The organism is Flavobacterium psychraquaticum (genome assembly GCF_034497725.1).
In the GTDB taxonomy this organism is placed as follows: Bacteria; Bacteroidota; Bacteroidia; order Flavobacteriales; family Flavobacteriaceae; genus Flavobacterium; species Flavobacterium psychraquaticum.
This window is the reverse complement of record NZ_JAXKVR010000030.1, coordinates 308,253-330,544: the sequence shown is the minus strand read 5'-3', so window position 1 is coordinate 330,544 and position 22,292 is coordinate 308,253. Positions and strand designations below refer to the sequence as shown.

General features: G+C 33.1%; 22 protein-coding genes. 12 read left to right on the top strand and 10 right to left on the bottom strand.

Features of this window, described 5'->3' with window-relative positions; translation table 11 throughout:
• The first annotated feature begins 17 nt into the window (after window positions 1-17).
• Window positions 18-896, top strand: a complete 879-nt coding sequence (locus tag T1L09_RS11170; RefSeq protein WP_322551043.1) for a hypothetical protein — start codon at window positions 18-20, stop codon at window positions 894-896.
• 85 nt (window positions 897-981) lie between these two features.
• Here the strand turns inward: T1L09_RS11170 and nadD are convergent, their stop codons facing one another.
• Genes nadD through T1L09_RS11145 form a run of 5 tightly spaced genes read right to left on the bottom strand, consistent with a single transcriptional unit; the run spans window position 982 to window position 4,392 of the window.
• Window positions 982-1,575, bottom strand: coding sequence for a nicotinate (nicotinamide) nucleotide adenylyltransferase (gene nadD / locus T1L09_RS11165; protein WP_322551042.1), 594 nt, complete (start codon window positions 1,573-1,575; stop codon window positions 982-984).
• A gap of 44 nt (window positions 1,576-1,619) precedes the next feature.
• Window positions 1,620-2,192, bottom strand: a complete 573-nt coding sequence (gene gmk / locus T1L09_RS11160; RefSeq protein ID WP_322551041.1) for a guanylate kinase — start codon at window positions 2,190-2,192, stop codon at window positions 1,620-1,622.
• Between the two features lie 38 nt (window positions 2,193-2,230).
• Window positions 2,231-3,091, bottom strand: a complete 861-nt coding sequence (locus T1L09_RS11155; protein WP_322551040.1) for a YicC/YloC family endoribonuclease — start codon at window positions 3,089-3,091, stop codon at window positions 2,231-2,233.
• A gap of 57 nt (window positions 3,092-3,148) precedes the next feature.
• Window positions 3,149-4,042 carry a DMT family transporter gene (locus T1L09_RS11150; protein WP_322551039.1) on the bottom strand — a complete coding sequence of 298 codons (894 nt, stop codon included), beginning with the start codon at window positions 4,040-4,042 and terminating at the stop codon, window positions 3,149-3,151.
• On the bottom strand, window positions 4,042-4,392 hold the full coding sequence (locus tag T1L09_RS11145; protein ID WP_322551038.1) for an arsenate reductase family protein: 351 nt from the start codon (window positions 4,390-4,392) through the stop codon (window positions 4,042-4,044). Before T1L09_RS11145 ends, T1L09_RS11150 begins: the two co-directional genes overlap by 1 nt.
• 199 nt (window positions 4,393-4,591) lie before the next feature.
• Here T1L09_RS11145 and T1L09_RS11140 point away from each other — a divergent pair, with 199 nt between their 5' ends.
• The gene (locus T1L09_RS11140) at window positions 4,592-5,734 is read left to right on the top strand and encodes a cystathionine gamma-synthase (RefSeq protein WP_322551037.1); all 1,143 of its coding nucleotides are present in this window, start codon (window positions 4,592-4,594) and stop codon (window positions 5,732-5,734) included.
• A 72-nt stretch (window positions 5,735-5,806) separates the two neighbouring features.
• Here the strand turns inward: T1L09_RS11140 and T1L09_RS11135 are convergent, their stop codons facing one another.
• The gene (locus T1L09_RS11135; protein WP_322551036.1) at window positions 5,807-6,583 is read right to left on the bottom strand and encodes a THC0290_0291 family protein; all 777 of its coding nucleotides are present in this window, start codon (window positions 6,581-6,583) and stop codon (window positions 5,807-5,809) included.
• A 255-nt stretch (window positions 6,584-6,838) separates the two neighbouring features.
• Between T1L09_RS11135 and gdhA the strand changes: the two genes are divergently transcribed.
• From gdhA to T1L09_RS11085, 10 genes are all read left to right on the top strand, one after another.
• Window positions 6,839-8,182 (top strand): NADP-specific glutamate dehydrogenase, encoded by a 1,344-nt coding sequence (gene gdhA / locus T1L09_RS11130; RefSeq protein ID WP_422718578.1) that lies wholly within the window; start codon window positions 6,839-6,841, stop codon window positions 8,180-8,182.
• Between the two features lie 116 nt (window positions 8,183-8,298).
• The gene (gene porZ, locus T1L09_RS11125) at window positions 8,299-10,584 is read left to right on the top strand and encodes a type IX secretion system anionic LPS delivery protein PorZ (protein WP_322551034.1); all 2,286 of its coding nucleotides are present in this window, start codon (window positions 8,299-8,301) and stop codon (window positions 10,582-10,584) included.
• A gap of 25 nt (window positions 10,585-10,609) precedes the next feature.
• Entirely contained in the window at window positions 10,610-11,323 is a 714-nt protein-coding gene (recO, locus tag T1L09_RS11120) for a DNA repair protein RecO (RefSeq protein WP_322551033.1), read from the top strand.
• Between the two features lie 110 nt (window positions 11,324-11,433).
• Window positions 11,434-14,835: an isoleucine--tRNA ligase gene (gene ileS / locus T1L09_RS11115; protein ID WP_322551032.1), complete on the top strand. Its 3,402-nt coding sequence runs from the start codon at window positions 11,434-11,436 to the stop codon at window positions 14,833-14,835.
• A gap of 7 nt (window positions 14,836-14,842) precedes the next feature.
• A complete protein-coding gene (locus T1L09_RS11110; protein ID WP_322551031.1) occupies window positions 14,843-15,223 on the top strand; it encodes a TraR/DksA family transcriptional regulator in 381 nt (126 codons plus the stop codon).
• Window positions 15,224-15,267: 44 nt separating this feature from the next.
• A complete protein-coding gene (locus T1L09_RS11105) occupies window positions 15,268-16,062 on the top strand; it encodes a leucine-rich repeat domain-containing protein (protein WP_322551030.1) in 795 nt (264 codons plus the stop codon).
• A 2-nt stretch (window positions 16,063-16,064) separates the two neighbouring features.
• Complete coding sequence (locus tag T1L09_RS11100; RefSeq protein WP_322551029.1) at window positions 16,065-16,799, top strand: hypothetical protein; 735 nt, start codon at window positions 16,065-16,067, stop codon at window positions 16,797-16,799.
• Window positions 16,800-16,805: 6 nt separating this feature from the next.
• Window positions 16,806-17,369: a LemA family protein gene (locus T1L09_RS11095; RefSeq protein ID WP_322551028.1), complete on the top strand. Its 564-nt coding sequence runs from the start codon at window positions 16,806-16,808 to the stop codon at window positions 17,367-17,369.
• On the top strand, window positions 17,353-17,712 hold the full coding sequence (locus T1L09_RS11090; RefSeq protein WP_322551027.1) for a hypothetical protein: 360 nt from the start codon (window positions 17,353-17,355) through the stop codon (window positions 17,710-17,712). Before T1L09_RS11095 ends, T1L09_RS11090 begins: the two co-directional genes overlap by 17 nt.
• Before the next feature lie 205 nt (window positions 17,713-17,917).
• A complete protein-coding gene (locus T1L09_RS11085; RefSeq protein ID WP_322551026.1) occupies window positions 17,918-18,541 on the top strand; it encodes a lipoprotein signal peptidase in 624 nt (207 codons plus the stop codon).
• Here the strand turns inward: T1L09_RS11085 and T1L09_RS11080 are convergent.
• From T1L09_RS11080 to T1L09_RS11065, 4 genes are all read right to left on the bottom strand, one after another.
• On the bottom strand, window positions 18,538-19,101 hold the full coding sequence (locus T1L09_RS11080; RefSeq protein ID WP_322551025.1) for a 5-formyltetrahydrofolate cyclo-ligase: 564 nt from the start codon (window positions 19,099-19,101) through the stop codon (window positions 18,538-18,540). The genes T1L09_RS11085 and T1L09_RS11080 overlap by 4 nt on opposite strands.
• A 110-nt stretch (window positions 19,102-19,211) precedes the next feature.
• Window positions 19,212-19,790, bottom strand: a complete 579-nt coding sequence (locus tag T1L09_RS11075; RefSeq protein WP_322551024.1) for a chalcone isomerase family protein — start codon at window positions 19,788-19,790, stop codon at window positions 19,212-19,214.
• A 106-nt stretch (window positions 19,791-19,896) separates the two neighbouring features.
• Window positions 19,897-21,135, bottom strand: coding sequence for an aminotransferase class I/II-fold pyridoxal phosphate-dependent enzyme (locus T1L09_RS11070; RefSeq protein WP_322551023.1), 1,239 nt, complete (start codon window positions 21,133-21,135; stop codon window positions 19,897-19,899).
• Between the two features lie 64 nt (window positions 21,136-21,199).
• Window positions 21,200-22,165, bottom strand: a complete 966-nt coding sequence (locus T1L09_RS11065; protein ID WP_322551022.1) for a succinylglutamate desuccinylase/aspartoacylase family protein — start codon at window positions 22,163-22,165, stop codon at window positions 21,200-21,202.
• Window positions 22,166-22,292 lie beyond the last annotated feature (127 nt).

Genomic DNA, 22,292 nt, shown 5'->3' with positions numbered 1-22,292 from the left:
AATTACAAAATAATTTAATGGACAAATTTATATATAAAATGAAAAATCAATTGTTTACGGTTGCACTTGTCTTAATGAGTGTTTTTAGTCAGGCACAGAAAATTAAAGTAAAGAAAAACCAAATCCTTGTAGATGAAAAAGCAATTGCTAAGATCGACGATAAGAAAAGAATTTATACAGTTTCCACTCTAAATGACGAACCAAAATTTACTGCTGAAGTGAAGTCAAAAAGATTCTCTGATGGTTCAACTTCAACTTGGGTACTAATTTCGGACATAAATAATCAAAACACGAATGAAATTCCATTTGATTTAATTTTTTCTGGATTAGCTTTCGAAAAGAATATAATTGGAAATCTTTTAAAAGAGAATTTACCATTGTTAAGTCTTGATGGAGTTAATGAAACCGTTCTTAATACATTTCTTTCCGATAAAAGTGAGAGAATTTCTGTAAAAATGGAGCAAAAAGAATTGGATATTGTTGAAAAAATTAGACAAGCGCGTGAGTTATATGTTAGCAAGAAAACCGCTGTGGATAAAGCTGGAAATATTTTTTGCAACAATGTGAGAGTTGGTTCAATAGCGAGATCGGTTGAAAAAGATGCTTTAGGAAAAGATAATTTTTCATATAAAGTGCTAGATGTTAAAAACATATTAATTGGAGAATATTACACTTTTGGTGGAATAAATCCAGAAACAAAATTTTATTTAAGAGAAGAATTATTGTTAATGAAAACAAAAGTGGTGCCTATTGTTTTTCAAAGCATACTTTCTGGAACAAGTTTGGATAAAGATAAAAACGTTGAAAATATTTTAGCAGCTGTTTTTTTTAACGGTTATGAGTTGGGAAACCAAGCCTCTGAGGTAATCAATGAAATTAGAGCTAATAAAAAATAAAATATTGTTTGATTACTGTTCGGCGATCAAAAATTTTTTAAGTAACTGTTTTATATAAAAAATGTCGATTGAGAAATCGGCATTTTTATTTCTTATAAAACAAATTGTGCTCCACATATTGCCATACGTTATTGGGCAACATCGGAATTACATTTTTGCCATTTTTTATGCTTTCGCGAATAAAAGTTGACGATAATTCAATAATAGGTGCCTCAATTTTTTGAATTTTATCTCGAAATTCCGGAAGATTTACAAATTGGGCATCAATTTCGCCCGAATGTAATCTTGGATAAATAATAATATTATGATTTTGAAGAATTACATCATAGTTTTTCCATTTGTGGAGTGAATTTAAATTGTCTTCACCCATAATTAATGAAAATTCGTGACTCTGAAATTTCTCTTGTAAATGCGCCAACGTATTCACGGTATAATTGGGTTGAGGTAATTTAAATTCAATGTCGGAAGGCTGAATTTTAGGATAATTCTCTGTTGCCAAATGAACCATTTCAAGGCGATGGTAATCATCTAGCAACGTGCTTTTTTTCTTGTGCGGATTGTGCGGCGTTACGACCATCCATATTTGATCCAAATCGGAATGTTCGGCCAAATGATTGGCGATAATTAAATGGCCAATGTGAATGGGATTAAAGGTTCCAAAATACAATCCGATTTTCATATTATTAATTTATAATAAAGGCGCGATGAATCGCATCGCTATAATTATTTATTTATAAAATCTTTCACCAATTGATAGGCGTCTTCTTTGGCAACATCCAAATCATAGTTTTTGATGATGGTGTCAAATTGTGGTGCTGTGGCTAATTCAACGGAAGCTTTTGCAATGCGCATATTGATTTTGTCTTCACTTTCGGTAGAACGTTGTTTTAAGCGGCGTTTTAATTCGTCCACACTGGGCGGTTTTACAAAAACAGCTAAGGTTTCGTTAGGGAATTTACTTTTAATTCGCAATCCTCCAGCAACATCGATATCGAAAATAACGTGTTTTCCTAAAGCCCAAATGCGTTCCACTTCTGCGTTTAATGTTCCGTAAAAATTATCGGTATAAACCTCCTCCCATTCCACAAATTCTTCCGCTTTAATGTGCTTTTTAAATTCTTCCCAAGAAATGAAATAATAATCTTTTCCGTGTTCTTCTTCGCCTCTAGCTTCGCGTGTTGTGCACGAAATGGAGAATTCTAAATTTAAATCGGGTTGGGCTAATAAATGTTTAACTATTGTAGTTTTTCCTGAACCTGAAGGCGCTGAGAACACTAGTAATTTTCCTTTTTGCATTTTATAAATTCTAAAATTATAAATTGTTAGTCAACAATTTACAATACGTTCAGTACTTGTTCCTTAATCTTTTCCAATTCATCTTTCATCATCACCACCAATTTTTGCATCTCGGTATGATTTGATTTAGAACCCATCGTATTAATTTCTCTCCCCATTTCTTGGGTAATAAAACCTAATTTTCTACCATTTGCTTCGTTTCCGCTAACGGTTTCAATGAAATAGTTCAAGTGATTTCCTAAACGTACTTTCTCTTCGGTAATATCATATTTTTCTAGATAAAAAATCAATTCTTGTTCAAAACGATTTTCATCTACATTCACTTTTAATTCGTCTAAAGCGGTGCGAAGTTTTGTTTTCACAGTTTCAACACGTTCTGCATCATAAGAAACGGCTTCATTCATCAATCGTTCGATATTCGCAATTCGCAATTGAAATTCCTTGTCTAAAGAAGCACCCTCGTCTTTTCTAAAAGTAGCAATATTGTTTAAAGCTTCATCAATTACGGTTTGAATTTGCTTCCATTCGTTCGGATCAATTTCATCGCGTTCTGTTTTTAAAGCATCGGGCATACGAACCGCCATTTTCATCAATTCCGTTTCATCTGCATTTGGAATCACCGCTTTCATTTGGTTGATGTACCCTTTTACAATCGGCACATTTATTTTAGAAGTGGTTTCTTCGCCAGTCACTTCGATATAAAGTGAAAAATCAACTTTTCCACGTTCTAGTCGTTGCGAAATTTGATTGCGTAAACCCAATTCCATTTCACGAAAAACAGAAGGCATACGCGTATTTAAATCTAAACCTTTACTGTTTAGCGATTTTATTTCTACGGTAATTTTTTTGGTTGGTAATTGCAAAGAAGCTTTACCAAAACCTGTCATCGATTGTATCATATAATTATATAAATGTCTTCAAAGATAATAAAAAGTGCGGAGTTACTGAAATACGGATTACTGTCGTTGAATGCTCTTCTTATGTGTGACTAAGTAAACCCCAATAAATATCAAGACGGCAGAAAGTATTTTCACCAAACTCAAATCGTCCTTTCCTAAACTAATAGCAAAAATTGTTGCAAATAAAGGCTGAAGGTAGATAAAAACAGCTACTGTTGTTGGTTTTAATTCGCGCATTGAAATCAAATTCAACAAATAAGTTAAGAAAGTTGAGAACAAGACTACAAATACTACTTTATAGACAATATCAATTGGTAAAGTTGCGAAACTAACTGCTTGAAATTCGTTCCATCCAAAAGGTAAAACCATTATAAAACCAAAAGTGTAAATCCATTTTACAAAGGTAAACGCATTATACTTATCCATTAATTTCTTCACAATAATCAGATAAAATCCATAGGAAATTGCATTCACAAAAACCAAAATATTCCCCAAAGTGGCGTTGGTAGCATTTACTAAAGATTTCCCGTATAAAATTAAAGCAACCGTTCCGGCTAGACCTAAGAATATGCCTAAAATCTTGCGATTTTCCATACGCTCTTTCATCATAATTGCTGATAAAACAAGCACAATCATAGGCGTAGTTACCATCAAAACGGCTCCCATAATTGGAGAAGTATAACTTAATCCTTTAAAAAAAGTTAACATATTAAAAGCTACGCCAAAAAAAGCGGCGGCAATTATTCGAGGGAAATCTGCTTTAGCAATTGTTTCTTTCGGACCGAAGAATGAAATTAGCCAGAATAAAATTACCGATCCACCAACGCGAAGGACAATAAATCCATAAGCATCAATATATTTGGGCATCACATCTTTTGCAATAGTGAATGTGACACCATAAATTATGGAAACTAGAGTAGCGGCTAGTAGAGCCCAAGTTCTTTTTGACATTATTTCAAAGCATTTATTACTTCAATGATGTTTTTTTGTCCGTTCCCAATGTAAATTTTTCCGTCGATGATAAATACAGGTCTACTTAAGAAGGTATAATGTTCTAAGAGATATTTTTTAAAATCGGCTTCAGTTAAATTTTTGTCCTTCAAACCTAACGATTTATATAGTTGCGCTTTCTTACTGAAAAGTGCTTCATAACTTCCAGCAAGTTGATACATTTCATCCAAATCGCTTTCAGATAATGGATTTTGACGAATATCTATAAACGTTAATTTGTCCGAATTTGGTAGGGTTTTGATGATCTTTCTACAAGTATCACACGACGCCATATAGTATATTTTGTTCATTTTGTAAGGATTAAAATTTTCAAGGGCAAAAATACAGCCTTTTGGATTCTAAAATTCAGTAATTTTTATAAAAAATAATTTGTAGATGATTTTTTTGGGGATTATAGGTCAAAATCAGGGATATTTAAATAATTGTTAACGATTCAAAAACGAGCATCAAATAACTTTTATTTATCTTTGCGTTTTAAAACCTAGAACAATGAAATTCAACACGAAAACAATACACGGAGGACAACATCACGAAGAAGTAACAGGAGCAGTAATGCCTCCGGTTTTTTTAACATCAACTTATGTTCAAAGTAGTCCAGGACAACCAATTGGCGATTATGAATATAGTAGAGCGGCAAATCCAACAAGAACGGCTTTAGAAGAATCTTTAGCGAGCATTGAAAATGGTGCAAGAGGTTTAGCTTTTTCTTCAGGTTTAGCAGCAACAGATTGTTTGTTGCGTATGTTTAAAGCCGGTGATGAAATCATTGCAATGGACGATTTATATGGAGGAACATATCGTTTATTCACAAGATTATATAAAGATAGTGGTATCATATTTCATTTCGTAGATATGAATGATATGGAGAAATTCCAATCGTTAATCAACGGAAATACAAAATTAGTTTGGGTGGAAACGCCAACAAATCCATTGATGAAATTAGCAGATATTGCTGAAATTGCAAAAATCACAAAGAAACATAATATCCTTTTTGCGGTAGATAATACATTTGCAACGCCTTATTTGCAAAAACCTTTAGACTTAGGAGCAGATATCGTAATGCATTCCGCTACTAAATATTTAGGCGGTCATTCAGATGTTATTGCTGGCGCTTTAATTATTAAAGATAAAGCTTTGGGTGAAGAATTGCATTTCAAACAATTCGCAACTGGAGCAACTTTAGGCCCACTAGATTCATTTTTGGTTTTAAGAGGAATTAAAACATTGCATTTACGCGTGCAACGTCATTGTGAAAATGGTGGAAAAGTTGCGGAATTTTTAGACAATCACCCTTTGGTGGAGCGCGTTTATTATCCGGGTTTAGCTTCGCATCCGTATCACGAAATTGCTAAAAAGCAAATGAGCGGTTTTGGCGGAATGGTAACTTTTACGTTTAAATCGGGTAAAAAAGAAGATGCAATAAAATTCTTAGAAAATTTAAAAGTCTTCACTTTAGCAGAATCTTTAGGAGGTGTTGAATCATTGGCAAATCATCCGGCTTTAATGACGCATGCTTCTATTCCGGAAGATAAACGAAAAGAAGTTGGTATTACTGATGATTTAGTGCGTTTAAGTGTAGGAATTGAAGATATTGAAGATTTGCTGTTGGATATTGAACAAGCTTTAAAATAACAAAATGATTAATAAAACAGAAAATCCCGATTCACCAAGAATCGGGATTTTTTTATATATTGTACTTTGATATTAATTTAAGTAGTAGATGTATCCGAAATTTAACCATAAATTCCAGTCATTTGCTTTGTTTTCAGTATATATTTCAGGATCTGGTCTTAAACCATCCACCCAGTCAGAGAAATAATATTGCCATCTTAATTCTACAAATAAATCGGATAATTCTGTTAATTTGTATCTCGTTCCTACACTAGAAACTACAGACCAAGTACTTCCGCCTTCATCAGACCAAGCACCGTAGTACTTAAGCGGTGTTGAAATTGGTGTATCCATAGCGCCTAATTGTGAATAAGTTCCATTTTGATAAAAAGTATAATGTGCGCCTAAACCAATAAATGGAGCAAAAGCACCATCGGTAGCAGTAAATTGACGAATACTAAAAGGAAAGTATTCTAATTGCATTCCAATATCAGTTACTTTAGTCTCACCTCGCATGGCTTTTAATTGATTACCTGTTAAAGAGTTTTTATCTGCATATTTCCCAAAATGTTGCAACTGCGTGCTGTTGTAGGACAACTCAGACCGTACTTTAAAGTGATCATTAAAATAAGTTTCAGGCGTATAGCAGTTACATTCTGCTCTGTATGCAAAATTCATATAATGTACTAATCCAACAGCAAACCCTGTATTTCCGCTATTTGTTTGAAAATCGCTTCTCACACCAAAATCAGATTGCATTGCTACGCCACCTACAAATGCACCAACTTCATGAGAAAACCCAAACTGGGCTAACATAGAAAAATTTGCTCCTAAGAGCATAATTAGCAGGTATTTTATTCTTATTGTCATTGGATAAAAATTTCCATTATCTGACAAATATATAAAAACAAAGTAGACGCATATATAAAAAACGTAAATTTTCTTTCTTAAAAGAAGTTTCGAGGCTTTTTATACAATTAATGATGGCATTTAAATGATATAAAGTTTAATTAAAGATATAGCTAGTAACATTAAAAATGTATCTTTGCTGAATTGATAAATTCATACTCAAATAAAATAAATTTAAAAATAAAGTTAATTTTTTTATAATTGATTTAATACATGATGGAACAAAAAATTAATGATTTTATGGCGCTAGTTGCAGCCAAAAATCCAAATGAGCCAGAATTTTTACAAGCTGTAAAAGAATTTGCAGAAACAGTTATTCCTTTTATAGCTGAGCAAAAAAAATATGACGGTAAAAATTTATTATTAAGAGTTTCAGAACCAGAGCGCTCAATAATTTTTAGAGTGCCGTGGGTAGACGATAAAGGAGAGATTCAAGTTAACAGAGGATTTCGTATTCAGATGAATTCAGCAATTGGGCCTTACAAAGGTGGAATTCGTTTCCATCCAACAGTTAATTTATCTGTTTTAAAATTCTTGGCTTTCGAACAGGTTTTTAAAAATAGTTTAACGACGCTTCCTATGGGTGGTGGTAAAGGTGGAGCAGACTTTGACCCACAAGGTAAAACTGATGGTGAAATTATGCGTTTTTGTCAATCTTTTATGACAGAATTATGCCGTCATATTGGTCCAGATTTAGACGTTCCAGCAGGCGATATCGGTGTTGGTCCACGTGAAATTGGTTATATGTTTGGTCAATATAAAAGAATTAGAAACGAATTTACCGGAGTTTTAACTGGAAAAGGTTTAGCTTATGGAGGTTCTTTAATTCGTCCAGAAGCAACAGGATATGGAGTAGTTTACTTCACAGAGCAAATGTTAAAAACAAAAGGAGAAAAAATTGCTGGTAAAACAGTCGCTATTTCAGGTTTTGGAAACGTAGCTTGGGGAGTTGCATTAAAAGTAAATGAATTAGGCGGAAAATTGGTTGCAATTTCAGGTCCTGATGGTTATGTTTATGACGCAGATGGAATTTCAGGCGAAAAAATTGACTTTATGGTTGATATGAGAATGAGTGGAGACAACAGAGTCGAAGCTTTTGCTGAAAAATTTCCTAGCGCCGTTTTTCATAAAGGAAAAAGACCGTGGGAAACTAAGGTAGATATCGCTATTCCTGCTGCCACACAAAACGAACTTGACGAAGAAGATGCCAAGAAATTGATTGCGAATGGAGTTTTCTGTGTAACAGAAGCTGCAAATATGCCTTGTACTTTAGAAGCTATAAAATTATTTTTAGATGCGAAAATTTTATTTGCCCCGGGAAAAGCTGCTAATGCCGGTGGTGTTGCGGCATCTGGATTAGAAATGACACAAAACTCAATCCGTTTAAATTGGACTAGTGATGAAGTAGATATGCGTTTGAAAGAAATTATGGTAGGAATTCACAACCAATGTAAAAAATATGGTTCGGATGAAGATGGATACATTAACTATGTTAAAGGTGCAAATATTGCCGGTTTCGTAAAAGTTGCTGATGCGATGATTGCGCAAGGAGTAGTTTAATAAAATATAAAATTTTAAAAAGCTCTTTCATTTGTGTGAAAGAGCTTTTTTTTGTTTCTAAATATATCAAAACTAGATTTAATACGTTTATACTATATTTGTATCAAATAACAGCAATGAAAAAGTTAATTTACATCCTTGTTCTTTTTAGTAGTCACTTGCTTTTATCGCAACAAAACAACCAATTGTGGAAAGGATACTTTTCGTATAATGAAATTGTGGATGTAGAAAATGGGGCGGAGGAAGTTTTTGCAGCAACTCAAAATGGTATTTTTTCAAAAGCTTTAAATGCTTCAGATTTAAATATTTATAATTCTATAAATGGTTTTAAGCCTGAATCCATTACTACAATACATCATTCAGATACATTTAATAAAACAATTGCAGGAAATATAAATGGACTAATTTTAATTGTAAATGCTGATGGTTCAATTAGCACAAAAGTGGATATTATTGAAGACGTTCCTGTTCCTCCCAATAAAAAGAAAATTAATGATTTTTATGAGCATAATGGGCGATTATATATTGCAACAGATTATGGAATTTCAGTTTTAGATTTAGCAACTTCAGAATTTATAAGCACCTATTTTATTGGAACTTCTGGCGAGGAAACTGCCGTTTTACAAACAACAGTTCTAGGCGACGATATATATGCTGTAACAAGAAACTTTGGGATTAGAAAGGGGAGTTTAATTAATCCTAATTTGTATGATTTTAGTCAGTGGCAAACATTCGATGCAGGTTTTTGGGCTGGAATCGTAACATTCAATAATCAAATCGTTGCGACTAACACAAACGCCAAGACATATCGCTATACTGGCGCAATTTTTCAAGAAGTTTTAAATCATTTTCAACCAGGTCTAAAACTTAAATCAAGTGAAGCAACACTTATAGTAACTACTAGAAATCACGTTTACGTGCTAAGCGAAACTTTTTCCCAATTAGCAAATATTACAACAATTCCAGATTACACGGCTAATTTTACCGCTGCTACAGTTGTCGATGATTATATTTATATAGGAACTGAAGAAAATGGATTGTTTGCTACACCTCTGGCAAATCCCATTATTTTTGAAAATATATCTCCAAATGGACCTCTTCGCAATTATATTTTTAGAATAAAAAAAGCAACTAATTTTTTATGGGCTGTTTATGGTGATTATACTCGTACTTATAATCCATTTCCACTAGATGAATATGGAATTAGTAAATTTTCAACCGATGCGGGGTGGGAAGCAATTCCTTATGAAGATTTACTCGGTGCGAAGTCAATAAGTGATATCGTATTCAATCCAAAAAAACAAAATCAAATATTTGCAACCTCCTATTTTTCAGGTCTGCTAAAGATAGAAGGTTTAGATATAACCCTTTTTAATGATTTAAATACAGGTCCAAATGGGTTAGAATCACTTTCTATAACAACCAATAAAGATATCCGAATAAATAGCCCAGCTTTTGACAAAGAAGGTAATTTATGGATGACAAATGTTTCCACATCTGGCGGGTTTAAGGCGATAAAGAAATTACGGGCAGACGGCCAATGGCAATCTTATAGTGTGCAAGATGTACTAAGCGATACTTTTGGTCGTTATGGACCAATGGCAATTGATAAAAACAGCACCAAGTGGATTCCTACACTGAATGAAGGCTTGTTAGCCTTTAATGAAAATTATAGTAATAAATTTATAGTAATAAATTCAACCACTGGAAATTTACCAGACAATGACGTGCGATGTGTTGCCATTGACAACAGAAATCAGCTATGGATAGGAACTTATGCAGGTTTGAGAGTTCTTCCAAGTGTTGATCGCTTTATTTCGGAAACTGAATTAACTTCAAATGCAATAATTATTCAGGAAGGCGATTTGGCTCAAGAATTATTTTATCAACAAACTATTTTAGATATCGCTGTCGATGGCGCGAATAGAAAATGGGTTTCTATTGCAGATGGAGGCGTGTTTTTAGTTTCGCCTAATGGCCAACAAACGATTTATCAATTCACTAAAAAGAATTCTCCTTTACCAAGTGATAACATTAATGATATTGAAATTGATGGTGTTTCAGGTGAAGTTTTCTTTGCTACCGATAAAGGTATGGTTTCTTTTTTAGGAACTTCTACAAAACCAAGTGATGATTTAGCAAATGTTTATGTTTATCCTAACCCTGTGCGACCAGAATTTTTCGGAACCGTAAAGATTAGCGGCTTAACCGATAAAGCCAATGTAAAGATCACCGATATTGAAGGGAATTTAGTACATGAAACTACAACTTCGGGTGGAACTATTGAGTGGGATACTAAAGCTTTTGGCAAATATAAAGTAGCTTCGGGCGTTTATATGATTTTTGTAGCATCACAAGATGGAACAGATACTACGGTTAAAAAAGTAATGATAATCAGGTAATTCCGACTAAAAATTTCAATTTAAAATGTTGGTAAAAACCAAGGCCATCGTGCTTTCTACTTTAAAATTTCAAGAGAAAAGCTTGATTGTGAAATGCTTCACCGAATCCGATGGACTGAAGAGTTATTTCGTACAAAACGCATATTCCAACAAAAAAGCGAATCAGAAAATTGCGTATTTTCAACCTTTGACAATGATAGAAATTGAAGCAAATCATAAAAACAAAGGCACTTTAGAACATTTTAAAGAAATTCGATTAGCACACAGTTATCATTCCATAAATACCGATATTTTTAAAAGTACGATTGTAATTTTTCTGTCCGAAATTTTGTATCACGCTATTAAAGAAGAAGAGAAAAACGAGCAGTTATTTTCTTTTTTAGAAACGGCGCTTTTATGGTTAGACGCACATCAGGAAACTTCTAACTTTCACTTAATCCTAATGCTTGAAGTTACCAAGTATTTAGGCTTTTATCCCGATACCACTGAAATTGAGTTTTCGTTTTTTGATGCCAAAGAAGGTTTTTTTACGGCGTTCCAAAGTGTGAATTCTTTAACCGAACACGAAACACATTTATTAAAAAAGCTAATTGAACTGAAGTTTGATGCCAATCAGAAGGTTTTTGCAGGAATTGAACGCCAAATTCTACTAAAAATCTTATTAGACTATTATACGATTCATCTCGATGGCTTCAAAAAACCAAAATCTTTGGAAGTTTTGAAGGAGGTTTTTTCTTAAATATAAATAAATCCGTTTTCTTTTCAAAACAACTGCAAAAACTGAAAACTGAAATCTAAAAACTGAAAAGTATTTAGTACTTTCGCACATTGATTTAAGAAAGCGACAAAATGAACACAAAATTTACTGAATACAAAGGACTTGACTTGCCCACAGTTGCGTCAGAAGTACTTGATTTCTGGAAAAAAAACAACATATTTGAACAATCGGTAACTTCTCGTGAAGGGAACCAACCTTACGTGTTTTTCGAAGGACCGCCATCAGCGAATGGTTTGCCGGGAATTCACCACGTAATGGCACGTGCGATTAAAGATATTTTTTGTCGTTACAAAACTCAAAAAGGATTCCAAGTAAAGCGTAAAGCGGGTTGGGATACACACGGTTTGCCAGTAGAATTAGGAACGGAGAAAGAATTAGGAATTACTAAAGAAGATATCGGAAAAACGATTTCCGTGACCGAATATAACGAAGCTTGTAAAAAAACAGTAATGCGTTACACCGATGTGTGGAATGATTTAACTGAAAAAATGGGCTATTGGGTAGATATGGAAGATCCGTATGTGACGTATAAGTCGAAATATATGGAAACCGTTTGGTGGTTGTTAAAGCAAATTTACAACAAAGATTTGCTGTACAAAGGCTACACCATTCAGCCCTATTCTCCAAAAGCAGGAACAGGTTTGTCTTCGCACGAAGTAAATCAACCAGGAAGTTATCGCGATGTTACAGACACAACTGTTGTAGCTCAATTTAAAGCCATAAATGAATCTTTACCAGAATTCTTAACTGGTTTTGGAGACATTCATATTTTAGCTTGGACAACAACTCCTTGGACTTTGCCTTCGAACACAGCGTTAACGGTTGGACCAAAAATCGATTATGTTTTGGTTGACACGTTTAATCAATATACATTTCGTCCAACAAAAGTAATTTTAGCCAAAAATTTAGTTGGAAAACAATTTACTAAAGGGTTTTTTGAAAGTTCTGAACCATCAGATTTCGAAAACTTCAAAGAAGGCGATAAGAAAATTCCTTTTCAAGTTTTAAAAGAATTTAAAGGAGCTGATTTAGTTGGAATTCGCTACGAACAACTAATGAAATTAGCGTTGCCAAATGAAAATGCAGAAAATGCTTTTAGAGTAATTTCAGGTGATTTCGTAACTACAGAAGATGGAACTGGAATTGTTCATACCGCACCAACATTTGGAGCAGATGATGCTAAAGTAGCCAAAGAAGCTTCGCCAGAAGTGCCACCAATGTTGGTTTTAGACGCAAATGATAATTTAGTTCCTTTAGTAGATTTACAAGGAAAATTCATTCAAGGTTTAGGCGATTATTCTGGAAAATACGTTAAAAACGAATATTACAACGACGGAGAAGCACCAGAACGTTCTGCCGATGTGGAAATTGCTATTCAGTTAAAAGAAGAAAATAAAGCCTTTAAGGTCGAAAAATATGTGCACAGTTATCCACATTGTTGGAGAACAGACAAGCCGATTTTATATTATCCATTAGATTCTTGGTTCATCAAAGTAACTGAAGTAAAAGATAGAATGTTCGACTTGAACGAAACCATCAACTGGAAGCCAAAATCAACCGGTGAAGGACGTTTCGGAAATTGGTTAAAAAATGCTAACGACTGGAATCTTTCGCGTTCAAGATATTGGGGAATTCCATTGCCAATTTGGAGAAATGAGGAAGGAACAGAAGAAATATTAGTGGGTTCTGTGGAAGAACTTTACAATGAAATCGAAAAATCAATCGCAGCTGGTTTCCAATCAGAAAATCCTTTTAAAGGGTTCGAAATAGGAAATATGGCAGAATCAAATTATGATTTGGTTGATTTACATAAAAATGTTGTCGATGCAATAGTCTTAGTTTCACCAACTGGAAAACCAATGAAGCGTGAATCAGATTTAATCGACGTTTGGTTTGATTCGGGTTCGATGCCTTATGCACAATGGCATTATCCTTTCGAAAACAAAGAAAAAATTGACAGCAACGAAGACTTTCCAGCTGATTTTATTGCAGAAGGAGTTGATCAGACGCGTGGCTGGTTTTATACATTACACGCCATCGCAACATTAGTTTTTGATAAAGTAGCCTACAAAAATGTAGTTTCAAACGGATTAGTTTTAGATAAAGACGGACAAAAAATGTCTAAACGTTTAGGAAATGCAGTGGATCCCTTTACTACTTTAGCAGAATATGGTCCAGATGCAACGCGTTGGTATATGATTTCCAATGCGAATCCTTGGGATAACTTAAAATTTGACATTGAAGGAGTTGCTGAGGTAAGAAGAAAATTCTTTGGCACTTTATATAACACGTATTCGTTCTTCTCTCTGTATGCAAATATTGACGGATTTACTTATGCGGAAGCGGAAATTCCGTTAAACGAAAGACCTGAAATTGACCGTTGGATTTTATCAGAATTACATTCGTTAATTAAATTTGTTGATGAAGCTTATGCTGATTACGAACCTACAAAAGCGAGTCGTGCCATTTCAGAATTCGTACAGGAAAATTTAAGTAACTGGTATGTTCGTTTGTGCAGAAGAAGATTCTGGAAAGGCGAATATGCTCAAGATAAAATTGCAGCTTATCAAACGCTTTATACGTGTTTAGTGACGGTTGCGAAGCTTTCTGCGCCTATTGCTCCATTCTTTATGGATAAACTTTACAGAGATTTAACACAAACAACAGGTGCTGAGTCGTTTGAAAGTGTACATTTGGCGGAGTTCCCAGTAATGGTTGAAAACTTTGTTGATAAATCGCTAGAAAGCAGAATGATGAAAGCACAAACGGTTTCTTCGTTAGTTTTATCGCTTCGTAAAAAGGAGATGATAAAAGTGCGTCAGCCGTTACAAAAGGTAATGATTCCTGTGCTTGACGCGAATCAACGTGCTGAAATTGAAGCAGTTTCTGACCTAATTATGGCAGAAGTAAACGTAAAAGAAATTGAACTTTTAGACGATGCATCAGGCATTTTAGTGAAGCAAATTAAGCCTAATTTCAAAGCGCTCGGACCTCGTTTCGGAAAGGATATGGGGTTGATTGCCAAAGAGATACAAGGTTTTTCGCAAGAACAAATTGCTGCTTTAGAGCAGAATGGAACGTTAAATATTGATTTGTCTGGAAAAAGTATATCTTTAACACTAGAAGATGTTGAGATTTCTTCTCAAGATATCGAAGGGTGGTTAGTAGCAAATTCAAACGGAATCACTGTCGCTTTAGACATTACCATCTCGGAAGAATTGAAAAGAGAAGGAATTGCAAGAGAATTGGTAAACCGTATCCAAAACATTAGAAAAGATTCTGGTTTTGAAGTTACCGATAAGATTGTTGTTAAGATGATGAAAAACGAGCAATTAGAAGTTGCAGTTGCCGCGAATTTGTCGTATATTAAGTCCGAAACATTAACTGAAACGTTACTTTTTGAAGAAAGTATAGAAAATGGTACGGAAATTGAGTTTGATGAGATAAAAACAAGTATATTAATTTCAAAATAAAGGAATTATGGTAGAAGAACAATTAAGGTATTCAGACGCTGATTTAGCTGAATTCAAAACATTAATTAATGCTAAATTAGAAAAAGCAAAAAACGATTTAGAGCTTATCAAGAGCGCATATATGAATGATTTAAATAACGGAACAGACGATACGTCTCCAACGTTTAAGGCATTTGAAGAAGGTAGCGAAACAATGAGCAAAGAAGCGAATTCGCAATTAGCAATTCGTCAAGAAAAGTTTATGAGAGATCTAAGAAATGCTTTAGTGCGTATCGAAAACAAAACTTACGGGATTTGTAAAGTTACCGGTAAACTAATAAACAAAGAAAGATTAAAAATCGTGCCTCACGCGACGATGAGTATCGAAGCAAAGAATATGCAACGTTAAAACAAAAAACACCTAATTTATTAGGTGTTTTTTTGTAATTAAAAATGATAATTCTTCTATCAATTACACCAGCAGGATATGCTGTTTTCGGTTTATTACTGCTCTCTTTTTATATTGCCTATAAATGGCTCAAAAGGGATACAGACAAAAAACCGGGTTGCTTGTCTATTGGGTTTACTTCCGTTATTGTCTTTTTTATACTGATGTTTCCGGTTCTGTTTTCTATAAGTTTTTATGAAAGTGGTTCACAACCAGTTAAAATAGGAATTGCTTCTGCATGGGTTTTACTCATAGGATTTTACTTTGTCGCTAAAATTAGTAATAAAACAAAAAGTTTTTGGAGTGTTATTTTAACGATTCTAAAATATGCTTTGTTTGCAATTTTCCTTGTTCTTTTTTGTATTTTGTATTTTGGAATGCTTTATTATGTGTACAAGATCATCTTTACTAATCAAGAACCAGATTTTGTATTGTGGGCTGGATTTCTTTGTGTTTTCTTTACAGCTGTTTTGACCTTTATTTTGTTATCACTTCCTCTGATGGAAAAACAAGGGAAAGATGCGAGTACTTTTTATGATTTAAAAAAAGCACTCAAAAAGCCTGAAATTGTTACTAGATTAGATTTAAAAGCCAGCAATTTAACTGAGTTTCCGATTGAAGTTTTAACAATGCCGAATATTCAGCATTTGGAACTTAGTCAGAATAGCATTACTGATATTCCGCTTGAAATTAAGCGTTTAACTAAATTACAAAATTTATATTTGAAAAATAATCCGATAAGTGTAGCCAATAAAGTTAGATTAAGGAAAGAATTTTCAAAAATTTCGATAAACTTTTAATTATGGGCCGGAAAAATTCCACTGTTATTAAAGAAACGCCTTTGTATTTAAAAATATTGGGCGTTGTGTTTGTAATTCTGTTCTTTTCATCCTTCTATTATATTATGGAATATGGTGTCTGGAAATTGTTGTTTTTAATAATACCAATTGGAATAATTGTTAAAAGAATATTTTTCCCAAGTGAAAAGTCGAAGTTTCTAAAAATGCAAGCGATTTTGCCTTCTTCCAAAGCGAATTCAGTAGCAATGGGAATGGTCGAAATAGTTGGAGATTTAGAAGAAATAGAACCATTGATTTCTCCTTACTTTAGTAAATCTTGTATAGGCTATTTTTATCGGATTGAAGAGAAAAGTAAGCCAGATAAAGACGGCCATACAACATATCATACTGTTCATTATGAACAAAATATTGGTGATTTTAATTTGCTGGATGAAACTGGTTTTGTGAAAGTTTTAGGAGCCGATTTAGAATTTTATAGCAAAAGTGCTGACCGTGTAGAAGGTGGTAAAACACGTCATTCCGAAGGTTATTTACTGCAGGATGATTATATGATGTTAATGGGATATGCTAGTTCTGATGAGGGAAAAACAATTATTCAAAAAGAAGGAAAAAATATTTTTATAATTGCCAATCCAGTCAATATCGAAAATTATAATAAAGGGATGCCTTTGCTGAATTCGTTTTTAATAACGTTATTTATAACAACTTTACTATTACTATTCATTTTACTAAATTAATTTATTATGTCAACTTCAAATATAGTTTTAATCGTAGGCGTTTTATTAGTGCTGATTTTCGGTAATTATCTAATAGGGATTTTTAACAAATTAGTAAACCTTAAGAATAATTATGAAAAAGCTTTTGGTAATATCGATGTAATTTTGATGCAACGTGCAGAAGAAATTCCTAATATTGTCAAAGTTGCTCAACGTTTTTTAGAACACGAAACTTCACTATTAACGGATTTAACTAAATTGAGAACCGATTTTTTAAATGCGAGTTCTATCGATGAAAAAATCAATAATTCCATTGAATTTTCTAAAGCTATTAAGTCTTTGTTCGCTGTTTCAGAAAGTTATCCTGTTTTGTCTTCAAATAATAATTTTGTAGAATTGCAGAAAAGAGTTTCTGTCTTGGAAGATAAAATTGCAGATCGAAGAGAGTTTTTCAATGATAGCGTTAATTTATATAACATTGGAATTCAAGAATTTCCAAATTTGATAGTTGCAAAAACATTAGGTTATTCTAGTAAATCATTATTTCCTATTTCAGAAAATCAAAAAGCTTATAATGGAATTCAATTTTAATCTTTTCTTTGGATACGAAGAACAAATCAATACAATGCAAGACAAAATGTTACTTGTTTTATTTGCTATTGCTATGTACACTCAGGTTTTCCTGTTGGTACTGACGGGCTATTTAAGAAAGTTTAATATTTCGCTTTTTAGAAGTCAGCTTAATATTTTAATAGTAACTTTTGGCTTAACAATTTTCTTAGGTACTCTTGTCACTGTTTTATTATATTATTTGATTTATGATATTACACGGGTTAAAATTCTCTATTGTTGGATAGTTATTTTAATCAGTATGTTTTATTTTTCCGTCTTTAATTACAAAAATATAAAACAAGTTTTTTCTACGCTACGTTAATTATTTCTGAAACATTTTATTAAATCAGTTTAAGAATTTATTTTAGTTTGAAGCGTGTTTGTAGTTAATTATATAGCCATAAGTTTGCGTCAGATTTTAACTAAAATTCATTTATAAAGTTAATGTTTTTACAAAATTTCATAAACGCTTACTTTAGAGCGTAAATTGTTGGATAAATTGCTATTTTTGCAAAAATTAATTGTCAATGTCTTTAAAGAAAGCCTATTTGTTAATAATTAGCATCTTGCTAATTGATCAAATATCAAAAATATATATCAAAACGAATTTTTTCATTAACGAAGAAGTAAAAGTTTTTGACTGGTTTCGCATACATTTTATTGAAAACGAAGGAATGGCTTGGGGAGCAGAAATTCCTGGTGAATATGGTAAATTAATTTTAACAATCTTTAGAATCATAGCTGTTGGCGGAATTGCTTGGTGGTTGTGGGATTCTGTAAGAAAAAATAGTTCAAATTACTTAATTGTAGCTATTGCTTTAATTTTTACAGGAGCTTTAGGGAATATTATAGATTCTGTTTTTTATGGTGTAATTTTCAACGACAGTTATCATCAAGTAGCTACTGCATTTTCTGAAAATCCATACGGAACTTGGTTTCACGGTGAAGTAGTTGATATGTTCTATTTTCCTATGTGGGAAGGATTTCTACCGTCTTGGTTACCGTTTTGGGGTGGAAAACACTTCACATTCTTTAATGCTATTTTCAACGTTGCTGATGTAGCTATTTCAACTGGAGTTGGAATATTGATAGTATTCAATAAAAGAGCCTTTCTAGTGGAAGAAAAAGACGAAACTGTAGCGAGTAACTAAAATTGAAGTACCATTTCAGGTGTAACACAATAATCCAATTTCACATCGTTTTCCGAAATTCCATTGATAATTTCTTCAGGCGGAAAGAATGATAAGCCGATTTTTATAGTATCTGGTTTGCATTTGCTTAGAAAATTATCATAAAAGCCTTTTCCATATCCAACGCGATTACCTTCTTTATCATATGCTAAAAGTGGTACAAAGACAACGTCAATTTTAGCATCAGGAACTTCTATTCCATCAATCGGTTCCGGAACATTATAACTGTTTTTCTTAATTTTGGTATTATCGGTCAATAAATAATGAATCATTCCCAAAGTAGAAAACTCACACTTCGAAATCACAATCTCTTTGTCTTTTCCTGCTAAAACTTGAAGAATAAATTCGGTGTCTATTTCTTTTTGTTCGGCAATGGTTAAAAACAAATGATAATACAATTTATCCCAAATCTTTATTTGAATCAATTGGTTGGCAATCGCTAAACTTTTATCTTCAATTTCCTTTTCAGAAAGGGTTTGTCTTAAGGTTTTGTATTTTTTGCGTAGTTCTTTCTTATCCATTTATAGCAGTTGTTTATTAGTTAATAAATTTACTAAAAAAAACGTTCTTATATCATAGTAGAAATAAAAGACATAAAAAAACCAGAATTTAATTCTGGTTTTTATTTATACTACATTCCTAATAATCTTTTTCTTAGTGTTTTGTCAACACAATTATCTTCCAGCCAAATTCCAAACAAAGCTTTTCTGAAATCTTTACCAGGGACATCTCCTATGAATTTTCTGTTTAGATACACAGCAGTTTTTTCTTTATTAGCAGAATAAACCATATCTGCATAGCCTTCTTTATCTAATTGAGTTTCGAAAAATGACATAAAAGTATCAAGACGTTCTTTAATTAAATTGATGTCTCCTTTGTATGATTTTGAAATTCCATCTTCCATAGCTTGAATTAGTTTCTTTTTGGTCACTAATGATGAGGTGATGTGAAGTCTAGTGGCGATAGTTGCATCTGATTCTAGGATTTTTTCAGCGTCATTTGATTGTTCTGGTAAGTATAATGCTTGAACATATAGGTTAACCCACATTTTTTCACGAATACCAGCTCCGTTTAAAACCAATTTAGTTTTAGAATCTCCGTCTTCAACCTTAATTGAAGTTTTTATCTTAATTCCATCAAAATCTTTATCTTCTTGCGAATGAGAGAGGTTAAATAAAAGAATAAATAACACCATTAAAATCTTTTTCATATAAAATATATTTAGGTTGCAAAATTACAAAATCATATAAATTTTTCCAACATTTAAGTTGTTAACATTCAGAATTTTACATTCAGAATTTTAAGTGCTAATTTACTTACAAAGAGCTAAAAACCTTTAATTCAGCTAAAAACTTAGTCAAATGTTCTACTTCTACGTGGTCCATTAAAACAATTTTATACCATCTGTTCTTTTCATTGTGTTGCTGTGGTACTAAATCATACTTTTCAGCTATTTCGTGTGGAATAGATGCAGCTTGAATAGTTACTATATTCATATGTGGTTCACGGAAGTATTTAATATTTAATTTATCTAATTCATTGCATAAATATTGTGTACGCATTTGTAATATACTGACCTTTTCAAACCAACCGTTCGCACCATAAGTAAATAAAATCATCCAAACAGCAACCGCATTTGCTCCCGATCGGCTTCCACAAAGGGTTAAGTCCATTCCTTCAACATATTCGGCTTCTTTGGTAAGTACATTCTCAATGAGTCCTTTTCTGCAAACGAAAATACCCGTTCCATAAGGCGCTTGAAGCATTTTATGTGCATCAATAGTAATGGAGCTTATTTTTGGATTACTGAAATTTATGGTAGAGTTTTGATTGCTAAAAGGATAGACAAATCCACCATAAGCCGCATCAATATGTAATCGATATATTGCATTATTTTGTTCTAAAGTAGAGGTGTAGTCATCCGGATTGTCAACAGAACCAAACATTGTTGTTCCCATATTTGAAATAGCGATGAAGTATTTCTTTCCGTTTGAAAGTGCTTTTTTAATAATTTGGTCCAATGCAACTATATCGATTTCACGATTTTCGAATCCAACCGGAATTTTCAACCAATCAATTTGCAATAAATTAGAAGCTTTAGGAATAGAATAATGCGTGTCTTCTGAAGTTAAAATTACAATTTCCTCTAATCTAGCATTGTAATTGTGTAAAAACTCGTTTCTAAAAACCCAAATCGCCTGAATATTCGCTTCAGTTCCTCCTGGTGCGATGTAGCCGTCAAATTCATTTTCTTTGGCTTTGAACATGTCAATTGCAATGGCATTTAATACTTCGCGCTCAATTTCTTGTGTGCCCGAAAATGCTTTTTCAGAAGTGCCGAAAGTGTGACATCCAATATTGTTTGGATTGGCTACATAAGTTTGTAAAGTTGGCGCGTCTTTCAAAAAAGGGGCATCATCATAAAATACTCGACCATCTAATTTTGAAGCAGGATAACCTAATGAAGCGTCTTTGGCAAAGTTTACATTTTCGCTCAATGCCGCTTGTATTCGTTGTTTTCTTTCTTCTTGTGTTAATTTCTTCCAGAATTGCATACCAATTAATTTTGGCTAAATTAGGGTAACTAATCGAAACAAAATATGATAATTGTTAGGTTTTCTATTTTCCATTTGTAGAAATATGATAAATTGCATCGCCTGCATACACAAAAGGAGCGTCGTTGACATTTATTAAATAGCCATCGTGAGGTGCTTTTATAGTATGCTCTACTTTTCCGTACGGATCAGAAATTGTAGCTAAAATATCGCCTTTAACCACGAAGCAACCCACAGCTGCTATTCCGTGAAACATACCTGAATACTTCGCTCGCAACCAATTAGAACTTTCAATACAAAAGGTTTCTTGTGCTGCCGAAGTTGCCCTTTCTGTCCTATTTAACATTCCGAAGTGATTTAAAAATCGCTTGGTTCCTTCAACGCCTTCGTTTGTGATTACATTGTTTAAGTCCAAAGATTTACCACCTTCAAAAAGTAACATTTTTACGCCTAATTTATCGCAAGAATTCCGAAATGTCCCGTGAATATTGGCAGACAATAAAGTAAAAGGAGCATTAAAAACTGCGGATAATTTTTTTAACTCTAGATTATCAGGAACAATTCTTATTTGTGGTGCGTTAAATCTGCTGGCACCTCCTGCGTGATAATCAATTGCATAATCAACGTGAGGTAGAATTTCTGTAACTAGATTACTCGCAAACCGACTCGCTAAAGAACCTGTTTTGCTTCCCGGAAATACTCTGTTTAAATCACGACCATCAGGGAATTCACGACTTTTATTTATAAATCCAAAAATATTTACAATTGGAATGCAAATAATGGTACCTCGTTTGGGTTTGTTAATTTTTTGTACAATCAATTGTCGTATAATTTCGGTGCCATTGATTTCGTCTCCGTGCAAACACGCTGTTAGTAAAATCGTCGGCCCATCAATTTTTGAACGTTCAATTATTACAGGAATTTTTAATTTTGTCATAGTGTGAAGCTTCGCAATTTCCATATTAAGGGTTTTGCTTTCGCCGGCTAAAATGGTTTCTTTTAAAATTACAAGTGGTTTTGGAAATTTCATTTCTTAGATCTTAATGTGTTAAAATTACAAAAACATATAACATTGGAGCAATTCACATTAGAAAAATTTCAGAAATTGGAAAATATCTTTACTAACCCTTCGTCTTCTTCTTGCCTTTATGGTTAAA